This window comes from Pseudomonas sp. AC242 (genome assembly GCF_979258655.1).
This window is the reverse complement of the sequence record NZ_OZ409873.1, coordinates 6,366,284-6,381,581: the sequence shown is the minus strand read 5'-3', so window position 1 is coordinate 6,381,581 and position 15,298 is coordinate 6,366,284. Positions and strand designations below refer to the sequence as shown.

Below are 15,298 nucleotides of genomic sequence, written 5' to 3'. Positions count from 1 at the left end.
ACGATCACGGAGTGGTTAGACCATCCCGCCCAACTTCAACTCACTCTTCAGGTACGCATAATAAATCGGCCCCGCCACCACCCCCGGCAGGCCGAACGCGGCCTCGAACACCAGCATCGCCAACAGCAACTCCCACGACTTGGCACTGATCTGCCCGCCAACGATGCGCGCGTTGAGAAAGTACTCGAGCTTGTGGATAAAAATCAGATAGCCCAGCGCGGCAATCGCCACCCAGATCGACAGTGACAGGCCGACGATGGTGATCAGCGTGTTCGACATCAGGTTGCCGATCACCGGTAACAGGCCGAGCAGGAAGGTCAGCACGATCAGGGTTTTGGTCAGTGGCAACTTGATGCCGAACATCGGCAGGATCACCGCGAGGAAGATCCCGGTGAAGAAGGTGTTGAGCAGGGAAATCTTGATCTGCGCGAAGACAATGTTGCGGAAGGCCTGCACCAGCAAGTGCAAGCGATCAAACAGGGCCGCAGCCAGCGGTTTGCGCTTGGTCACGTCGGGGATGCGCTGCAAGGCAATGATCGCGCCGAGCACCATGCCGATCAGCAGCGTGACGAACATGTGTGCGGCGTCTTTGCCGACCAGTTGCAGGTCAGACAGGTGCTTGCTCATCCACTCGCCAATCGCCACGCGAAACTCGGCAGCACTGGCCGGTAGATAGGCGTCGATGAACGGCGGCAATTGCCCGCGCGCGCGGTCGACCACACCCATGAATTTGTCGAGGGAAGCGCCGGGGTTTTCCGCTTCATGCAGGAGAAAACTGATCGCGCCGGCGAAGATCAACGCCAGCACACTCACCACCAAAGTGCCGAGCAACGCCACCGCCAGCCAACGCGCGCGGCGGCCTTCGATCAGCCGTTGCAGTTGCGGGGTGAGCATGTTGACCAGTTCAAATACCAACAGCCCGGCCAGCAGACTCGGCAACAAGCGCAACGGTAGCACCAGCAGCAAACCGCCGAAAATGATGATGCAACTGACCCAGAACACTACATGACGCTCAGAAAACGTTGGCATACAGCCTCAAAACGAACGGCGTAAAAGGATTGGCAGTCTGCCAGCGTTCCGGGGGGAGCACTAGGGATATGCGGTGCTTCAGGTCCCCTCACCCTAACCCTCTCCCAAAGGGAGAGGGAACCGATCGAGGAATGGCGAAAAAATCCGGCGACCTGCCAGTCCTGTATTGAATCCAGAATCGGCCAGATAGTTCAGGTCGATGGATATCTGAAAACAACACGGTCAGTCCCCTCTTCCCTCCGGGAGAGGGGACCGATTGGGGGATGCTCTGGATACCCGGTGACCTGAAATAGCGCCATGGAATCCATAATCGACCGGTTTTTTCAGGTCGACGAGTTTCTTGAGACACCGCGGTCAGTCCCCTCTCCCTCTGGGAGAGGGTTAGGGTGAGGGCGCCCCCCACAGAACCAGGTTATTTTTTCTTCAGGCAATCACTCATGAACGTCTTGCGCGCATCGCCGGTCAGGGCTTTGGTGGCGGCATCGGCGTTGCAGGTTTTCATTTTCTGCTGCTGCGGGGTCAGGGCCTTGGCATCGTTGGCCGCTGGCGTTGCCTTGAGGCAGGTGCTCATGAAGGTTTTGCGCTCATCGCCTTTCAGACTCTTGGCGGTCGCATCGGCATTGCAGGTGGTCATTTTGTTCTGTTGCGCCGTGGCGGCGAAACCTTGGGAACACAGGAGCAAACCAATCATCAACAAAGGCACACGCAACATCTTCATGGAGTTTTCTCCTTGTCGCCGCACCGATGGGTGCGACCTCTGCTGAAGTGTAGCCAAATCCTGTTACACCTTCCTGCCTTCCAGATGGCTACGGCGATACTGTTCCGGCGTGCACCCGGCCTGCCGCGCGAACATGGCGATAAATGCCGAGCCACTGCTGTAACCGAGGTCGAAGGCGATCTCCTGCACACTGCGTGAAGTTTCCAGCGCCTCGATCGCGGCGAGATAACGCAGACGCTGGCGCCACTCGCCGAAACTCATCCCCAGCTCCCGAACGAATTGCCGGGCCAGCGTGCGTTCGCTGACGTGCACCTGCAGCGCCCAATGCGCCAGCGGCTGATTGTTGCCCGGTTCGGCCTGCAAGGTTTCGAGAATCGCCAGCAACCCCGGACTGCTCGCGTACGGCAGATAGCATTCGTGCACTGGCGCCTGTTGCAGTTGATCGACGAGAACCTGAGCCAGACGCTGATCGGCATCGAGTTCAGGGATCTTCACGTCACGGGCGGCGAAGTCTTTGAGAATCGCCTTGAGAATGTCGCTGATCGCCAGGGTACAGGCGCGCTTGGGCAGTTCGGCGCAGACCTTGGGGTCAAGGCACACCGCGCGATAGTTGACCGGTTGATGGCTGTAGAAACTGTGCTCGACCTGCGGCGGTACCCACACCGCGTACTGTGGCGGTGACATGAAACGGCTGCCGTCGACGTCCATGTGCAGCACGCCATGAGCGGCGTACTCCAGCGTGCCCCACGGATGGCGATGCGGCGCGGCGTATTCATGGGCATTGAAGTCGGCGTAGCGGAAGTACACCGCCGATGGGAGTTCGCTGAAATCCAGCAGATCGATGTGTTTGCTGTTCATGCTGTCCGGTTTCAGAGGCAGGTTGTCCGGTTCGAAGTATAGGCCTGCATCCAGACAAGGGATAATCGCCCTTCATCAACGTAATGGTTTCAACTCATGCAATACGCGTTTCCGCTGCTGGCGATTTTTATCTGGGCCGGCAATACCGTGATCAACAAACTCGCGGTCGGGGCAATCTTCCCCGCCGAGATCGGTTTCTATCGCTGGCTCCTCGCCGGTTTGCTGTTCACCCCGTTCATGCTCAAAGCGGTGATCGCGCACTGGCCGCAGATCCGCCCGAACCTGGGCAAGATTTTCATCCTCGGCGTACTCGGCATGGCGGTGTATCAAAGCCTCGCCTACTTCGCCGCAACCCTGACCACCGCCACCAACATGGGCATCATCCTGTCGCTGATGCCGTTGATGTCGCTGGCCATGGCAATCATCAGTCTCGGTCAGCGCCTGACGGCGGGGGCACTGGTCGGTGCGGTGTTGTCGTTTGCCGGTGTGCTGGTGGTGGTGTCCTCCGGCAGCCTCGGCGCTTTGCTGCAACACGGCGTGAACATGGGTGATGCGATGATGCTGATCGCGACCCTCGCGTATGCGATCTACAGCACTTTGCTGAAAAAATGGCAGCTGCGCCTGCCGCCGCTGGTGTTGCTGTATTTGCAGGTGCTGGTGGCGATTGTCGTGTTGTTTCCGCTATACGCAGCTTCGCCGAAGACCGGGCTGACTCTGCAGAACATTCCGCTGGTGCTGTATGCGTGCCTGCTGGCGTCGATGCTCGCGCCGCTGGCGTGGATGCAGGCTGTGCAGCGTCTGGGGCCGAGCCGCACGACGTTGTTCTTTAACCTGCTGCCATTGATTACCGCGCTGATTGCGGCGGTGGTGTTGAAGGAGCAGTTGGCGATGTATCACTTGGTGGGCGGGTTGTTGACATTGGGCGGGGTGATTCTTTCCGAGCGCTGGACGACCATGTTGGGCCGCCGAATCAGCGTTGCCTGATGGAAAAGATCGCAGCCTGCGGCAGCTCCTACATGAGTTCGGGGCGTTCACAAAATTTGTGTTCGACACTGAACCCGTAGGAGCTGCCGCAGGCTGCGATCTTTTGATCCTAAAGGCCTGCAGCCTTCAGCCGCGCCGCATGCTCGACAAACAGTCGCACCGGATCTGCACCCTTGCCGACCAGCCCCAGCGACTGATTGACGATATCGAAGTGGTCCAGCGGATAGTCATCACCAATCACCGTGCCCAGATGCGAGCTATACCGCCCGACCATCCCATCGCACTGCCCCGGTTCACGCACAAACGTTTTCGCAAACAACCGGCAACTTCGATTCGTCCCGTCAAACAGATTGCCGCCACGATCCGTCTTGCCCGGCTGCAATGTCCCCGACCACGAGTAATAGCGCACGCCGTTGACCTCTTCCGGCCCGTGCCCGCCCCACGTTTCCGGCAAGCCCTGTGGATAACGCTGGTTGAACAGCGCCACGCCCTCAGTGGTCAGCGATTGATGCGAGGCGTGAATATCCACCGGCAGTTTCGGCCCGTGGTAACCGGTTTCCATTAGCGCCATCAGCCAGCCGACAAAACGCAGCAATGCCTCAAGCACACGACCCTTGGCGCTGTCCGCCGGGTAATGTTTTTGCAGATAGTCGGCCAGTTCCGAACCATGATTCGGCCCGGCGACCGACGTCACCGAGGCCACCAGATCCGGCCGCTTCGCCGCCGCATAGCGCGCCGTCAATGAGCCCTGACTGTGGCCGAACAGGTTGACCTTTTGCGCCCCGGTTTCGCGCAAGACCTCATCGATGCGCGCCAGCAACTGCTCGCCGCGCACCTCTGTGGAGTTGAGCGGCGACACCTGCACCGCAATCACCGTCGCACCACCCCGGCGCAGTGCCTTGACGATGCCGTACCAGTACGGATAGAGCACCAGCCGGATAAACCCGAGCATTCCGGGCACCAACACCAATGGATAACGCGTCGACATGGGCAAACATCCTTGTGGTCGGTGAGTGGATGCCAGACGTGCAAAACGCCCGCCAAGCATCCTCCCTGATCATGACAACTCAACGACCAGCCTACTTCAGGCCCACCACCCCCGCCACAATCAGCCCTACCGAAACCAGTTTGACCAGCGTCAGGCTCTCACCCAACAGGGCAAAGCCGAGGAACACCGTGCCCAGCGAACCAATCGCGGTCCAGATCGGGTAAGCGATGCTCACCGGCAGCTCGCGCATCGCCAGGGTCAGGAAGTAGATCCCGCCGACCGCCGCAATCACCGCGGTCAACGAGGGCCACAGCCGGGTGAAGCCCTCGGCGTACTTCATGCCCATGGCGAAGGTCACTTCAAACCCGGCGGCGATCAGCAAGAACAGCCAGGCCACCTAGAACTCCCGGGCAAGGCTGAGCAAACGCTGCTCCGCCTCGGCCACCGATACCGCGAAAGTGCGTTCGGCGGACTCTTCGCCCTCGGCTGCGACCACGCTGACGTCATTGATGCCGATGAAACCCAGCGCCGTGCGCAACCATGGATCGGCGTGGTTCAAGGCTTCCAGTTCACCACCCGGACCGAAGCCGAAGCCACCGCGACTGGTGACGATCAAGGCTTTCTTGCCCTGCAACAAAGGCGTGTACTGGGCGACGCCATTGTCCAGCGTGTGATCGAAGGTCAGCCCCAGGCGCACGATCTGATCGACCCAGGCCTTGAGGCCGCTGGGCACACTGAAGTTGTACATCGGTGTGGAAATCAGCAGCAGGTCGTGCTCGAACAACTCGCCAACCAATTGATCGCTCAGGGCCAGATCGGCCTGCATCGACAGTGGGCGTGCTTCAGGCTGTGGATAAAACGCGGCGGCGACAAAGGCTTCGTTGACCGCCGGAATCAGTGCCCGCCCGACCTCGCGGCGAGTCACTTGCGCCTGCGGATGACGCACTTGCCAGGCACTGAGAAAATGTTCCGCCAGACGCCGCGAATGGGAACGGTCGCCACGTGGGCTGGCATGGATCGCAAGAATTTTACTCATCTGAAACTCCTTGAGGCTAGACTTGAGTTGGCGTGTCGTTGCAGATTGCAGGTGTCACCCCTAAGCCTCAAATGAGCAAAAGTCAGTCTGGATGAGTTTATTTCATCCATGGAGTTTTCAATGTTCGCCTCGCTGCCTCTCACCGCCCTGCGCGCTTTTGAATCGGCGTCACGGCTGCTCAGTTTCAAGGCTGCCGCCGAAGAACTGTCGGTCACGCCCACGGCGATTTCTCACCAGATCCGGTCGCTGGAAGACTGGCTCGGCCTCGCGTTGTTCGAACGCCTGCCACGCCAGGTGCGCCTGACCGAGGGCGGCGAGCGCCTGTTTCGCAGCCTGCACGGCGCATTGCTGGAAGTGGCGCAGAGCGTCGATACCCTGCGCCCGCAGCGCAACGCCAGCACGCTGACGCTATCGACCACCGCCGCGTTTGCCGCGTTGTGGCTGGTGCCGCGCCTCGGACGCTTTTATGCGCAGCATCCGAACATCAACGTGCGCCTCGACACCCACTGCGAAGTCATCGATCTGCATCAGGACGCCAGCGTCGATCTGGTGTTGCGCTACAGCCTCGACGACTACCCGAACCTGTACGGTCTGTGCCTGTTCGATGAATCGTTCGGCGTTTATGGCTCGCCCGAGCAAGTGGCGCTGTCAGCGCGGCGTACGCCAACGTTGATCAGCGTGCGCTGGCACAACTCGAAACTGTATGCCCATGGCTGGGAAGCGTGGTGCGCCAAGGCCGAGGAAAACTGGCTGAACCAGCAACCGGCGATCCGCGAATACGATGAAGAACATTACGCCCTGCAAGCGGCGATCGCCGGGCAAGGGCTGGTGCTGGCGAGCAATATTCTGGTGTCGGAGAGCGTCGCCAGCGGTTTGCTGGTGCCGTACAAGGGCGAGGTTCAGGTCGATGGCGCCGGTTACAGCGCGTTGTGTGTGCCGGGGCGTGAGCGGCATCCGCCGGTGCGGGCGTTTTTTGCCTGGTTGCGCGACGAAGCGCAGCGCTCGGGACTGGTGCCAACGTCGCAGCAAATCGGGTAAAACTTTTTGCAACGCTCATGACTCACAGCTTAGGTAGCGACCGCGTCCGCAGAACGTGGCGACAATCGGATTAGCCTCCAGGAGATCGAAATGAGCGACGACCTGCATCTGTCAGATGTTCAAACCTTGCGCGACCGTGCGCGCCAACATGTCGAGAATGGCGCCGTCACCGAGGGCTACAGCGCCGACCGTGAAGAGGTGCTGCGCTTGCTCAATGAATCGCTGGCCACTGAACTGGTCTGCGTGCTGCGCTACAAGCGCCACTATTTCATGGCCAATGGCGTGAAAGCCCATGTGGCCGCCGAAGAGTTTCTCGAGCACGCCACCCAGGAAGCCGAGCACGCCGACCGTCTGGCCGAGCGCATCGTGCAATTAGGCGGCGAGCCTGAGTTCAACCCCGACCTGCTGTCGAAAATGTCCCACGCGCAATATGTGGCCGGCAACACCCTCAAAGAGATGGTCTACGAAGACCTCGTTGCCGAGCGGATCGCCATCGACAGCTATCGCGAGATCATTCAGTACATCGGCGAGAAGGACCCGACTACGCGGCGTATCTTCGAAGATATTCTGGCGCAGGAAGAAGAACATGCCGATGACATGGCTGACATCCTGAACGACCTGTAACCCCTGACGACTGATCGTTCCCACGCTCCGCGTGGGAATGCAGCCCGGCACGCTCCGCGTGCCTTTTTATTGCCGAACGCGGAGCGTCCGTTGAGGCATTCCCACGCAGAGCGTGGGAACGATCAGAAAATCGCCTTCGCGAGCACCGATTACTTGGTCGGTTTTACGGTGACAGGCGCCTTGCCCGCCTTCATCTGCTCCAGCAACGGCGCGCACTGATTCGGCTCACCGCCACTCGGCGCCACCAGCGCCAACAGCCCCGCCGCCGGTGCGGCAATCACGCCCAACGCAACCATCCCCGCTCCACGCAACATCAGCGGCACGGCCTTCACGCCGGCATCCGGCTTGATGAACTTGCCCCGCACATACAGCGGCGAACGCAGGGAGATCAAACGCCAGCCCTTGGATTCCGGCGTTACCGTCAGATCCAGTTGCTCGGTGGCCATGTTCGCCGTGCCGTCGATATAGATGATCGCGTTCTCGGTATCGAAGACAAACAACTGCGTGGTCGCCAGACCGGTCTTGATGTCAAAGTCGGCGGCTGCGCAGTTGATCTTCACTTCCTTGTCGCCAAAGATCTTGCCGACCACATAGTTGCCGACGTTGAGCCCGGCCAGTTCCATCAGCTCACGGCTGATCGCGCCGTCGTTGATCAGCATCTTCAACTTGCCGTTGGCCCCGCCCAGCAGCTTGGCCACCGAGTTGCCGCGACCAGTGATATCGGCGTCGCCATTCAGCTCACCAAAACTGGTCTTCATCGGTTCGAAAGTCGGGAACAGCTCTTTGAGTTTGAACCTACGCGCAGTCAGCTTCGCCCGGCCTTCCAATGGTTCGGTGCGGCCATTGAGGCGAATCTGTGCATCGAGATTACCGCCAGCGACACCGAAGCGCAGCGGCTCCAGGCTGAGTTCGCCGTCGTTGAGTTTCAGGTGGGTATAAAGATCGTTGAACGGCAGTTTCTCGCTGTGGACGATGCGCTTGCCGGTGAACTCGACGTCGGCGTCCATCGCGCGCCAGCGATCAGTCTTGAACTCTTCCACCGGCAGCACTTTATCGGCCGGCTGTTTGCTCTCGCCACCGCGGGCCTTTTGCTTGTCATTGGAGTCGGCGCCGATCAGCGGTGCGAGGTCAGCGAACAACAGTTGATTGGAGAGCAACGCGCCGCTGAGTTTTGGTCGCGGCTGGCTGGCGACGTAGGTCAGGTCGCCATGAATATCACTGCTGCCGATCTTGCCGTTGAACTGCTCATAGGTAAATTTCGCCCCGGCCTCGTCATGCAGCTTGGCGATCAAATGGCCGTCGGTGGCGTACGGTGGCGTATCCGGCAGGGTCACGCCGGTCAGCGGATAGAGATTGCCGAGGCTGGCGCCGGCCAGTTTCAAGCGCAGATCGAGGGCGCCGAGATTGAGCGGATCGGTCAGCGTGCCAGCCAGTTCGATGCTGGTGTCGCCGATCTTCGCCTGGGCCTGCAGCGGGAATGGCTTGCGCGCATCCTGCAAAGCGAGCAACCCGCCGATCTTGCCTTGGCCGGTGAGGTTCTGCCCGTGGTATTGGCCTTTGACCTTCAAGGCAAACGCATAATCCTGCGGCGCACCGCCCTTGTCCTGCGCGGTTTTCGCCGCCTTGGCACCAACGATGTCGCTGTACGGGATCGGCTTGCCCAGCGGATCGATCAGCACATCGAGATTGGTCTTGAGTGTCTGATCGTCGAGGGTGACGTGCCCCTTGTCGAACCCGATCGCGCCGATGTCGACCACCCAGTTCGACGGTTCAGCGTTCGGATCTTTCGGGTCGAACTTGAACGTCCAGTTGGCGCGGCCATCGGCCAGACGCTGCAACTGGGCATTGGGCTCGGTCAGGTCGATGCGCGGAATCACCACCCGTTGCGCCAACAGCGCCAGCGGCGAGATACGCAGCTCAACGCGCTTGAGCGTGACCATCTGCGGTTGCTTCGACCAGTCCGGGTTGCCCAGGCTCAAGTCCTCGGCGACCACGTGCGGCCACGGCACCCACGCGCGCCAGCCACCCTCGTCCGGCTCGCGCTGCCAGATCACCGCGAGATTGCCGTTGATGGCAAACGGTCGGTGCAGTTCTTCCGAGACTTTGGCGTTGAGCGGCGGTTTGATCCGGTTCCAGTCGAAGAACACGATGATCAATACCAGCACGGCCAGTAGCAGCACGAGGATGGCGAAGGTCCAGCTGAAGATTTTTCCAGTGCGCGTCATGCACAAAGCTCCTGATCACGACCGCACGCAAAGACTGCGGCGCACGGCTGAAACGGCGGGCCAAAGCGGCCCTCATGAAATCTACGACTGGCAAACCAGCCGCAGGTTTAATCGAAAGGCCGATTACTGCGCAAAAAGTCGCGCGAAATCTGACCAATCAGTCGAACAGTGTTACCGCGACCGCACTTTTGCGAGGCGCGAGTGAGTCGGAAATACCCACCTCGGTGCAAAACCGTCGGCCGGAAAGCCGCGATCTAGAGCCTCCCGGCAGAACAATCAATTCTGTTGATTATTACCATTGCGTTTATGAACTTTTATATCGACTTATCGAGAGTAGCATTGCCCTCGTACCCACTTTATCGCCCTCCCAAGGAGCAACCCATCATGAAACGCCAATTACTGCTCAGCCTTACCCTGTCGATGCTAGCCAGCACTGCTTTCGCCCTGCCCGCTGCCGACCAAGCGACTCCGCAAGTTAAATCCAGCCACTCGGTATTCAGCCAAACCGTAGCAGCTGATGGTTCGGACCGTACTCCACAAGGCCAGACCCTGGCTGAAGGCGGCCGCGATCGCCTGGAAGAGAAAGGTCTGGTTCAAGACGGCTACGACAAGACTCCTCAAGGTCAAACTCTGGCGTCGGACGGTAGCGACCGCACTCCACAAGGCCAGACCCTGGCGTCCGACGGTAGCGACCGCACCCCACAAGGCCAGACCCTGGCGTCCGACGGTAGCGACCGCACTCCACAAGGCCAGACCCTGGCTTCTGACGGCGGCGACCGCACCCCACAAGGCCAGACCCTGGCTTCCGATGGCGGCGATCGCACTCCACAAGGCCAGACCCTTGCCGAAGGTGGTGGTGACCGTGTGATCGAACGCAACAGCGCTTTGAGCTAAGCCCATGGCGGCCTCGAAAAAAAGCCCAATCCACGGATTGGGCTTTTGACTTTTCCGTCCCGATAAAATCTTCCGCTGCATGCCCTCCCGTTCGACGCCGACAAAGCCGATTTGCTAGAGTGCGGCGCTTGTCCTGCCAAAGAACACACCCTGCGATGCTGCCCCGCGCCGAACAGAAACAACAGACCCGCAACGCCTTGATGGACGCTGCCCGCCACCTGATGGAAAGCGGCCGAGGATTCGGCAGCCTGAGCCTGCGTGAAGTGACGAAAACCGCCGGGATTGTGCCCACCGGTTTCTACCGGCATTTTGCCGATATGGACGAGTTAGGCTTGGTGCTGGTCAGCGAAGTCGGCCAGACCTTCCGCGAAACCATTCGCTTGGTGCGCCACAACGAATTCGTCATGGGCGGCATTATCGACGCCTCGGTGCGGATTTTCCTCGACGTGGTCAGCGCCAATCGCTCGCAATTCCTGTTTCTTGCGCGCGAGCAGTACGGCGGTTCGCTGCCGGTGCGCCAGGCGATCGGGCGCTTGCGCGAGAACATCAGTTCCGACCTCGCGGCCGACCTGACGATGATGCCCAAACTGCAGCATCTGGATGCCGCCGGTTTGAGCGTGATGGCTGACCTGATCGTCAAATCGGTGTTCGCTACCCTCCCCGACATCATCGACCCGCCCGCCGAAGCCCTGCCGGAGCATCTGACGCCGCAGGCGAAGATTACCCAGCAACTGCGCTTTATCTTTATCGGCCTCAAGCACTGGCAAGGGCTAGGCAGTACCGAGTAACAACCTCTTCCTTACTGATACATCCGGTCCCCTGTAGGCCTTCGCCTGCTCGCGATAGCGGTTTAACAGCTACATATTTGCTGACTGACACTGCGCTATCGCGAGCAGGCTCACTCCTACAAAGGTGCGGCGCCACAGCCTCCATTTGGTGCATTAAAAAATCTTCACGCACCAAAACCTTTCATATTCCCGCAACATCTTGAAACATCCACTACGCTCCGACAGGGATTTCCTACATCTCGTCCGATTGGCAAGGCCCTTGCTCTAGCCAGAGTATTGTCCATAGCTGGAAGCTTTCCGATGCTGGTGATTCACCGCAGAATCGACCCTCAACCCGTCTGGGCCGCCGAGTTGCACCTGACCTTCGAAGCACGGAGCAAAAGCCGTTTGCGCTGTTTCAGTGCCGAGGGCGAAGACGTCGGGTTGTTTTTGGAGCGCGGTCAGTCGCCGCTGTATGACGGCGAATGCCTACAGGCTGAAGACGGCCGCATCGTCCGCGTCTGCGCCCGTCCCGAACACCTGTTGCATGTCACCTGCGCCAACGCCTTCGAACTGACCCGCGCTGCCTATCACTTGGGTAACCGCCACGTCGCCCTGCAAGTCGGCGATGGCTGGCTGCGTTTGCTCGACGACTACGTGCTCAAAGCCATGCTGGAACAGCTTGGTGCGCAGGTCGAAGCGATCGAAGCGCCATTCCAGCCGGAGCACGGCGCCTATGGCGGCGGCCATCACCATTCACGCCACGGCGACGAAGACTTCAATTACGCGCCGAAACTCCATCAGTTCGGCGTACGCCTGTGAATCCGGCCTGGGCGCTGCTGCGCCTGGCCAGTCCGCAGCTGCCGATTGGTGGCTACAGCTATTCACAAGGCCTGGAAATGGCCGTGGATAACGGCCGCGTCAACAACCCGGACAGCGCGCGGCGCTGGATCAGCGATCAGTTGCTGCTCAACCTCGCTCGCTTCGAAGCGCCGCTATTGCTCGCGCATTGCCAGGCGGCGGCGGATGAACAGTGGGCTGATTTGCAGATCCTTTGCGAAAGCCATCGCGCCAGTCGCGAGACGCGCGAGTTGCATCTGGAGAGCCGGCAGATGGGCTATTCGTTGCAGCAGTTGCTCAACGGTTTGCCAGAACTCGACGCATCCGCCCGCAGCTTTCTCGATCAATGCACTGAACCGCATCTGGCCCTGTGCTGGGCGCTGGCCGCGCGCGCCTGGGGTATCAACCCGCAGGACGCGCTCGCCGCGTGGTTGTGGAGCTGGCTGGAAAACCAGCTCGCCGTATTGATGAAAACCCTGCCGCTGGGTCAGCAAGCCGCGCAACGCCTGACCAGCGAACTGCTGCCGCTGCTGCAACAGGCGCAGCAGGACGCCAGCCGAATCGATCCCGAACACATGGGCAGCGCCGCGTTTGGTCTGTCCCTGGCGTGCATGGCCCACGAGCGCCAGTACAGCCGACTCTTCCGTTCTTAGGAGAAACACTCGATGAACACACAACCTCTGCGCGTCGGCATCGGCGGCCCGGTCGGTTCCGGCAAAACCGCGTTGACTCTGGCCCTGTGCCTGGCCTTGCGCGAGCGCTACAACCTTGCCGTGGTCACCAACGATATCTATACCCGCGAAGACGCCGACTTTCTCGTGCGCAACGAAGCCTTGGCGCCGGAGCGGATCATCGGCGTGGAAACCGGTGGCTGCCCGCACACGGCGATCCGCGAAGACGCCTCGATCAACCTGGAAGCGGTCGATCAACTGAACCGGCGTTTTCCGGGACTGGATCTGATCCTGGTGGAATCCGGTGGTGACAACCTCTCGGCGACTTTCAGCCCGGAGCTGTCCGACCTGACCATCTACGTGATCGACGTTTCGGCCGGCGACAAGCTACCGCGCAAGGGCGGGCCGGGGATCTGCAAATCCGATTTGCTGGTGATCAACAAGATCGACCTCGCGCCGCTGGTGGGCGCCTCGCTGGAGATGATGGACAGCGACACAAAACGCATGCGCAACGGCAAGCCGTTCGTCTTCAGCAACCAGAAAACCGGCCAAGGCCTTGAAGCCATCATCGCCTTCATCGAACGCCAAGGCCTGCTGACCGCAGCCTGATTTAATTTTCAACAAGGAAGCTTCTTCATGACACTCAAACGTATTCTTGGCGCTGTGGCGCTATTGCTGACTCCGGCATTGGCCTTCGCTCATCCGGGGCATGGCGACAGCGGTTTGATCGCCGGTATCAGCCACCCGATCGGCGGCCTCGACCATTTGTTGGCGATGGTCGCTGTCGGTCTGTGGGCCGCGCAGCAGCAAGGCGCGGCGCGCTGGGCGCTGCCGTGCACGTTTGTCGGCACCATGCTGATTGGCGGCATGCTCGGGTTTGAAGGGCTGGAACTGCCGGCGCTGGAAAGCGGGATTGCCGCGTCAGTGTTGGCGCTGGGCTTGGCCGTGGCACTGGCGGTGCGTCCGCCGTTGGTCATGGCGGTGGTGGCGACGGCGGTGTTTGCGCTGTTCCATGGCGTGGCGCATGGCTTGGAACTGCCGGACATGAGCAGTCCTTGGGCGTATGCGGCGGGTTTTGTGGCCGCGACAGCTGCACTGCATGCGGCGGGTTATGCAGTAGTGCGTTTCCTGCCTAAGGCTGCGGCACCGTTGGTGCGCCTTGCAGGTGCTGCCTCAGCAATAACAGGCGCCTGGCTGCTGGCAGGCTAATCTCCATCGCCTGTACCGGCCTCATCGCTGGCAAGCCAGCTCCCACAAGGATATTTGGTGTTCACACAATTGTGGACTTACCCAATCACCTGTGGGAGCTGGCTTGCCAGCGATGACGGCCGATCAGACACCAAGACTCTAACGGCCGCCGCTCTGCTACCATGTCGCGCAATCGCCCCAGCCGTGACGACGTCCGCCCATGCCCCACGCTTCCCGCTCCACCTCCCTGCCTGAATTGACCGCCCTGTTTGGCGCTGTGCAACAGCACTTCGTCGACGTGATCGTGCCGCTCTGGCAAGGCCCGGGCTGGAACGCCGACATGGCGTTGCCCTATGAGGCGCTGGACGCCGCGCATCAGCCGCTGCCACCGCAGCGCTACCGGGCGATGGCCTGTGCGCGACAGCTGTATCTGTTTTCCAGTCTGATCGGAGTTGTGGATAACGCTGAAGTCCGTGCGGCGGCGCTGTTCCGCTCCTTGCAACGGCACTTTCATGATGCCGATCATGGCGGCTGGTTCTACAGCATCGATGCGCAGGGCAAGCCGCTGGATCAGCGCAAGGATCTCTACACCCACGCGTTTATCCTGTTTGCCTGCGCGCATTACTGGGCAAAGTCCGGCGATCCGCTGGTCGAGTCGACGCTGAACGCGGCCCTGGAAATCATTGGCCGACGCTTCGCCACCGGCGATGGATTGTACGAAGCCTGCCTGGAACGCGACTGGATCACCCTGCAAACCGGTCCGCTGCAAAACCCGTTGATGCATCTGGCCGAAGCATTCCTCGCGACCCTTGCCGTGCGCGAAGATGCCCAGACGCAGAAAGCACTGCTGGAGTTATGCACAGCCATGCACAAGCGGTTCGTCGATCCGCAATATGGCGTGTTGATGGAGAAGCCGCTCGGCGCTGTGGATAACTGGTATGAGCCGGGGCACCAGTTCGAATGGTATTTCCTGCTCGAATCGTCGCCGTTGTTGCGCGGTTCGAAATTGCACGCCGCACTGGATCGAGCGTTTGCGTTCACCGAGCAATACGGTGTGGTGCAGCCATCCGGCGCGGTGCGGGCAATGCTCGATCTGGAAATGGACGGACGCCCGCGAGACTCGACCCAGCGGATCTGGGCTCAGGCGGAATATCTGCGCGCGCTGACCTTGCGTCAGGGCAGTGAAGCGGTGGTGCTGCGCCAGTTGCAGGCGTTGCAGCAGCGATTCCTGCATGCGGGTGGCTGGCATGAGTGTCGGGATGAGTTGGGCGAGGTTAGCCGCAAGGACATGCCTTCGACTACGCCGTATCACTTGGCGACTTGCTATAGCGGCCTGGCTGAATATCTGCGCTGACGGATAAATAGCTATCGCGAGCAGGCTCACTTCTACAGGGGAACGCATTCCAAATGTAGGAGTGAGCCTGCTCCGGGCGGCGAT

The 15,298-nt window shown here is 60.4% G+C and carries 17 protein-coding genes; 10 read left to right on the top strand and 7 right to left on the bottom strand.

Going from position 1 to position 15,298, the window contains the following annotated elements; translation table 11 throughout:
- Positions 1–15 precede the first annotated feature (15 nt).
- The 3 genes from ACZZ0A_RS28690 to ACZZ0A_RS28680 all read right to left on the bottom strand — a co-directional run bounded on the left by ACZZ0A_RS28690 (position 16) and on the right by ACZZ0A_RS28680 (position 2,605).
- Positions 16–1,029 carry an AI-2E family transporter gene (locus ACZZ0A_RS28690; RefSeq protein WP_007915933.1) on the bottom strand — a complete coding sequence of 338 codons (1,014 nt, stop codon included), beginning with the start codon at positions 1,027–1,029 and terminating at the stop codon, positions 16–18.
- 412 nt (positions 1,030–1,441) lie between these two features.
- Positions 1,442–1,747 (bottom strand): PsiF family protein, encoded by a 306-nt coding sequence (locus ACZZ0A_RS28685; protein WP_038360460.1) that lies wholly within the window; start codon positions 1,745–1,747, stop codon positions 1,442–1,444.
- A 63-nt stretch (positions 1,748–1,810) separates the two neighbouring features.
- Positions 1,811–2,605 carry an AraC family transcriptional regulator gene (locus ACZZ0A_RS28680; protein ID WP_016985402.1) on the bottom strand — a complete coding sequence of 265 codons (795 nt, stop codon included), beginning with the start codon at positions 2,603–2,605 and terminating at the stop codon, positions 1,811–1,813.
- A gap of 96 nt (positions 2,606–2,701) precedes the next feature.
- On the opposite strand from ACZZ0A_RS28680, the gene ACZZ0A_RS28675 reads away from it, so the two are divergent.
- Complete coding sequence (locus tag ACZZ0A_RS28675) at positions 2,702–3,589, top strand: DMT family transporter (RefSeq protein WP_463544039.1); 888 nt, start codon at positions 2,702–2,704, stop codon at positions 3,587–3,589.
- 109 nt (positions 3,590–3,698) lie between these two features.
- Here the strand turns inward: ACZZ0A_RS28675 and ACZZ0A_RS28670 are convergent, their stop codons facing one another.
- The 3 genes from ACZZ0A_RS28670 to ACZZ0A_RS28660 form a co-directional block, all read right to left on the bottom strand.
- A complete protein-coding gene (locus tag ACZZ0A_RS28670; protein ID WP_007915924.1) occupies positions 3,699–4,577 on the bottom strand; it encodes an esterase/lipase family protein in 879 nt (292 codons plus the stop codon).
- A gap of 91 nt (positions 4,578–4,668) precedes the next feature.
- Entirely contained in the window at positions 4,669–4,974 is a 306-nt protein-coding gene (locus ACZZ0A_RS28665) for a DMT family transporter (protein WP_463544038.1), read from the bottom strand.
- Positions 4,975–5,613 (bottom strand): FMN-dependent NADH-azoreductase, encoded by a 639-nt coding sequence (locus ACZZ0A_RS28660; RefSeq protein ID WP_095113521.1) that lies wholly within the window; start codon positions 5,611–5,613, stop codon positions 4,975–4,977.
- A gap of 108 nt (positions 5,614–5,721) precedes the next feature.
- On the opposite strand from ACZZ0A_RS28660, the gene ACZZ0A_RS28655 reads away from it, so the two are divergent.
- Complete coding sequence (locus tag ACZZ0A_RS28655) at positions 5,722–6,651, top strand: LysR substrate-binding domain-containing protein (protein WP_463544037.1); 930 nt, start codon at positions 5,722–5,724, stop codon at positions 6,649–6,651.
- 90 nt (positions 6,652–6,741) lie between these two features.
- Entirely contained in the window at positions 6,742–7,275 is a 534-nt protein-coding gene (locus ACZZ0A_RS28650; RefSeq protein WP_007915920.1) for a ferritin-like domain-containing protein, read from the top strand.
- Between the two features lie 149 nt (positions 7,276–7,424).
- Here ACZZ0A_RS28650 and ACZZ0A_RS28645 read toward each other — a convergent pair whose 3' ends face one another.
- Positions 7,425–9,500, bottom strand: coding sequence for an AsmA family protein (locus tag ACZZ0A_RS28645; RefSeq protein WP_414893217.1), 2,076 nt, complete (start codon positions 9,498–9,500; stop codon positions 7,425–7,427).
- A gap of 384 nt (positions 9,501–9,884) precedes the next feature.
- On the opposite strand from ACZZ0A_RS28645, the gene ACZZ0A_RS28640 reads away from it, so the two are divergent.
- From ACZZ0A_RS28640 to ACZZ0A_RS28610, 7 genes are all read left to right on the top strand, one after another.
- A complete protein-coding gene (locus ACZZ0A_RS28640; RefSeq protein WP_463544036.1) occupies positions 9,885–10,394 on the top strand; it encodes a hypothetical protein in 510 nt (169 codons plus the stop codon).
- 155 nt (positions 10,395–10,549) lie between these two features.
- Positions 10,550–11,182 (top strand): TetR family transcriptional regulator, encoded by a 633-nt coding sequence (locus tag ACZZ0A_RS28635; protein ID WP_007915913.1) that lies wholly within the window; start codon positions 10,550–10,552, stop codon positions 11,180–11,182.
- Positions 11,183–11,482: 300 nt separating this feature from the next.
- Positions 11,483–11,983 (top strand): urease accessory protein UreE, encoded by a 501-nt coding sequence (gene ureE / locus ACZZ0A_RS28630; RefSeq protein ID WP_007915912.1) that lies wholly within the window; start codon positions 11,483–11,485, stop codon positions 11,981–11,983.
- Positions 11,980–12,654 carry an urease accessory protein UreF gene (locus ACZZ0A_RS28625; RefSeq protein ID WP_007915911.1) on the top strand — a complete coding sequence of 225 codons (675 nt, stop codon included), beginning with the start codon at positions 11,980–11,982 and terminating at the stop codon, positions 12,652–12,654. The genes ureE and ACZZ0A_RS28625 overlap by 4 nt, the downstream gene beginning before the upstream one ends.
- A gap of 12 nt (positions 12,655–12,666) precedes the next feature.
- Entirely contained in the window at positions 12,667–13,281 is a 615-nt protein-coding gene (gene ureG / locus ACZZ0A_RS28620; RefSeq protein ID WP_053116815.1) for an urease accessory protein UreG, read from the top strand.
- Between the two features lie 27 nt (positions 13,282–13,308).
- Positions 13,309–13,881, top strand: a complete 573-nt coding sequence (locus ACZZ0A_RS28615; RefSeq protein WP_007915909.1) for a HupE/UreJ family protein — start codon at positions 13,309–13,311, stop codon at positions 13,879–13,881.
- Positions 13,882–14,080: 199 nt separating this feature from the next.
- Positions 14,081–15,214: an AGE family epimerase/isomerase gene (locus ACZZ0A_RS28610; RefSeq protein WP_007915908.1), complete on the top strand. Its 1,134-nt coding sequence runs from the start codon at positions 14,081–14,083 to the stop codon at positions 15,212–15,214.
- Positions 15,215–15,298 lie beyond the last annotated feature (84 nt).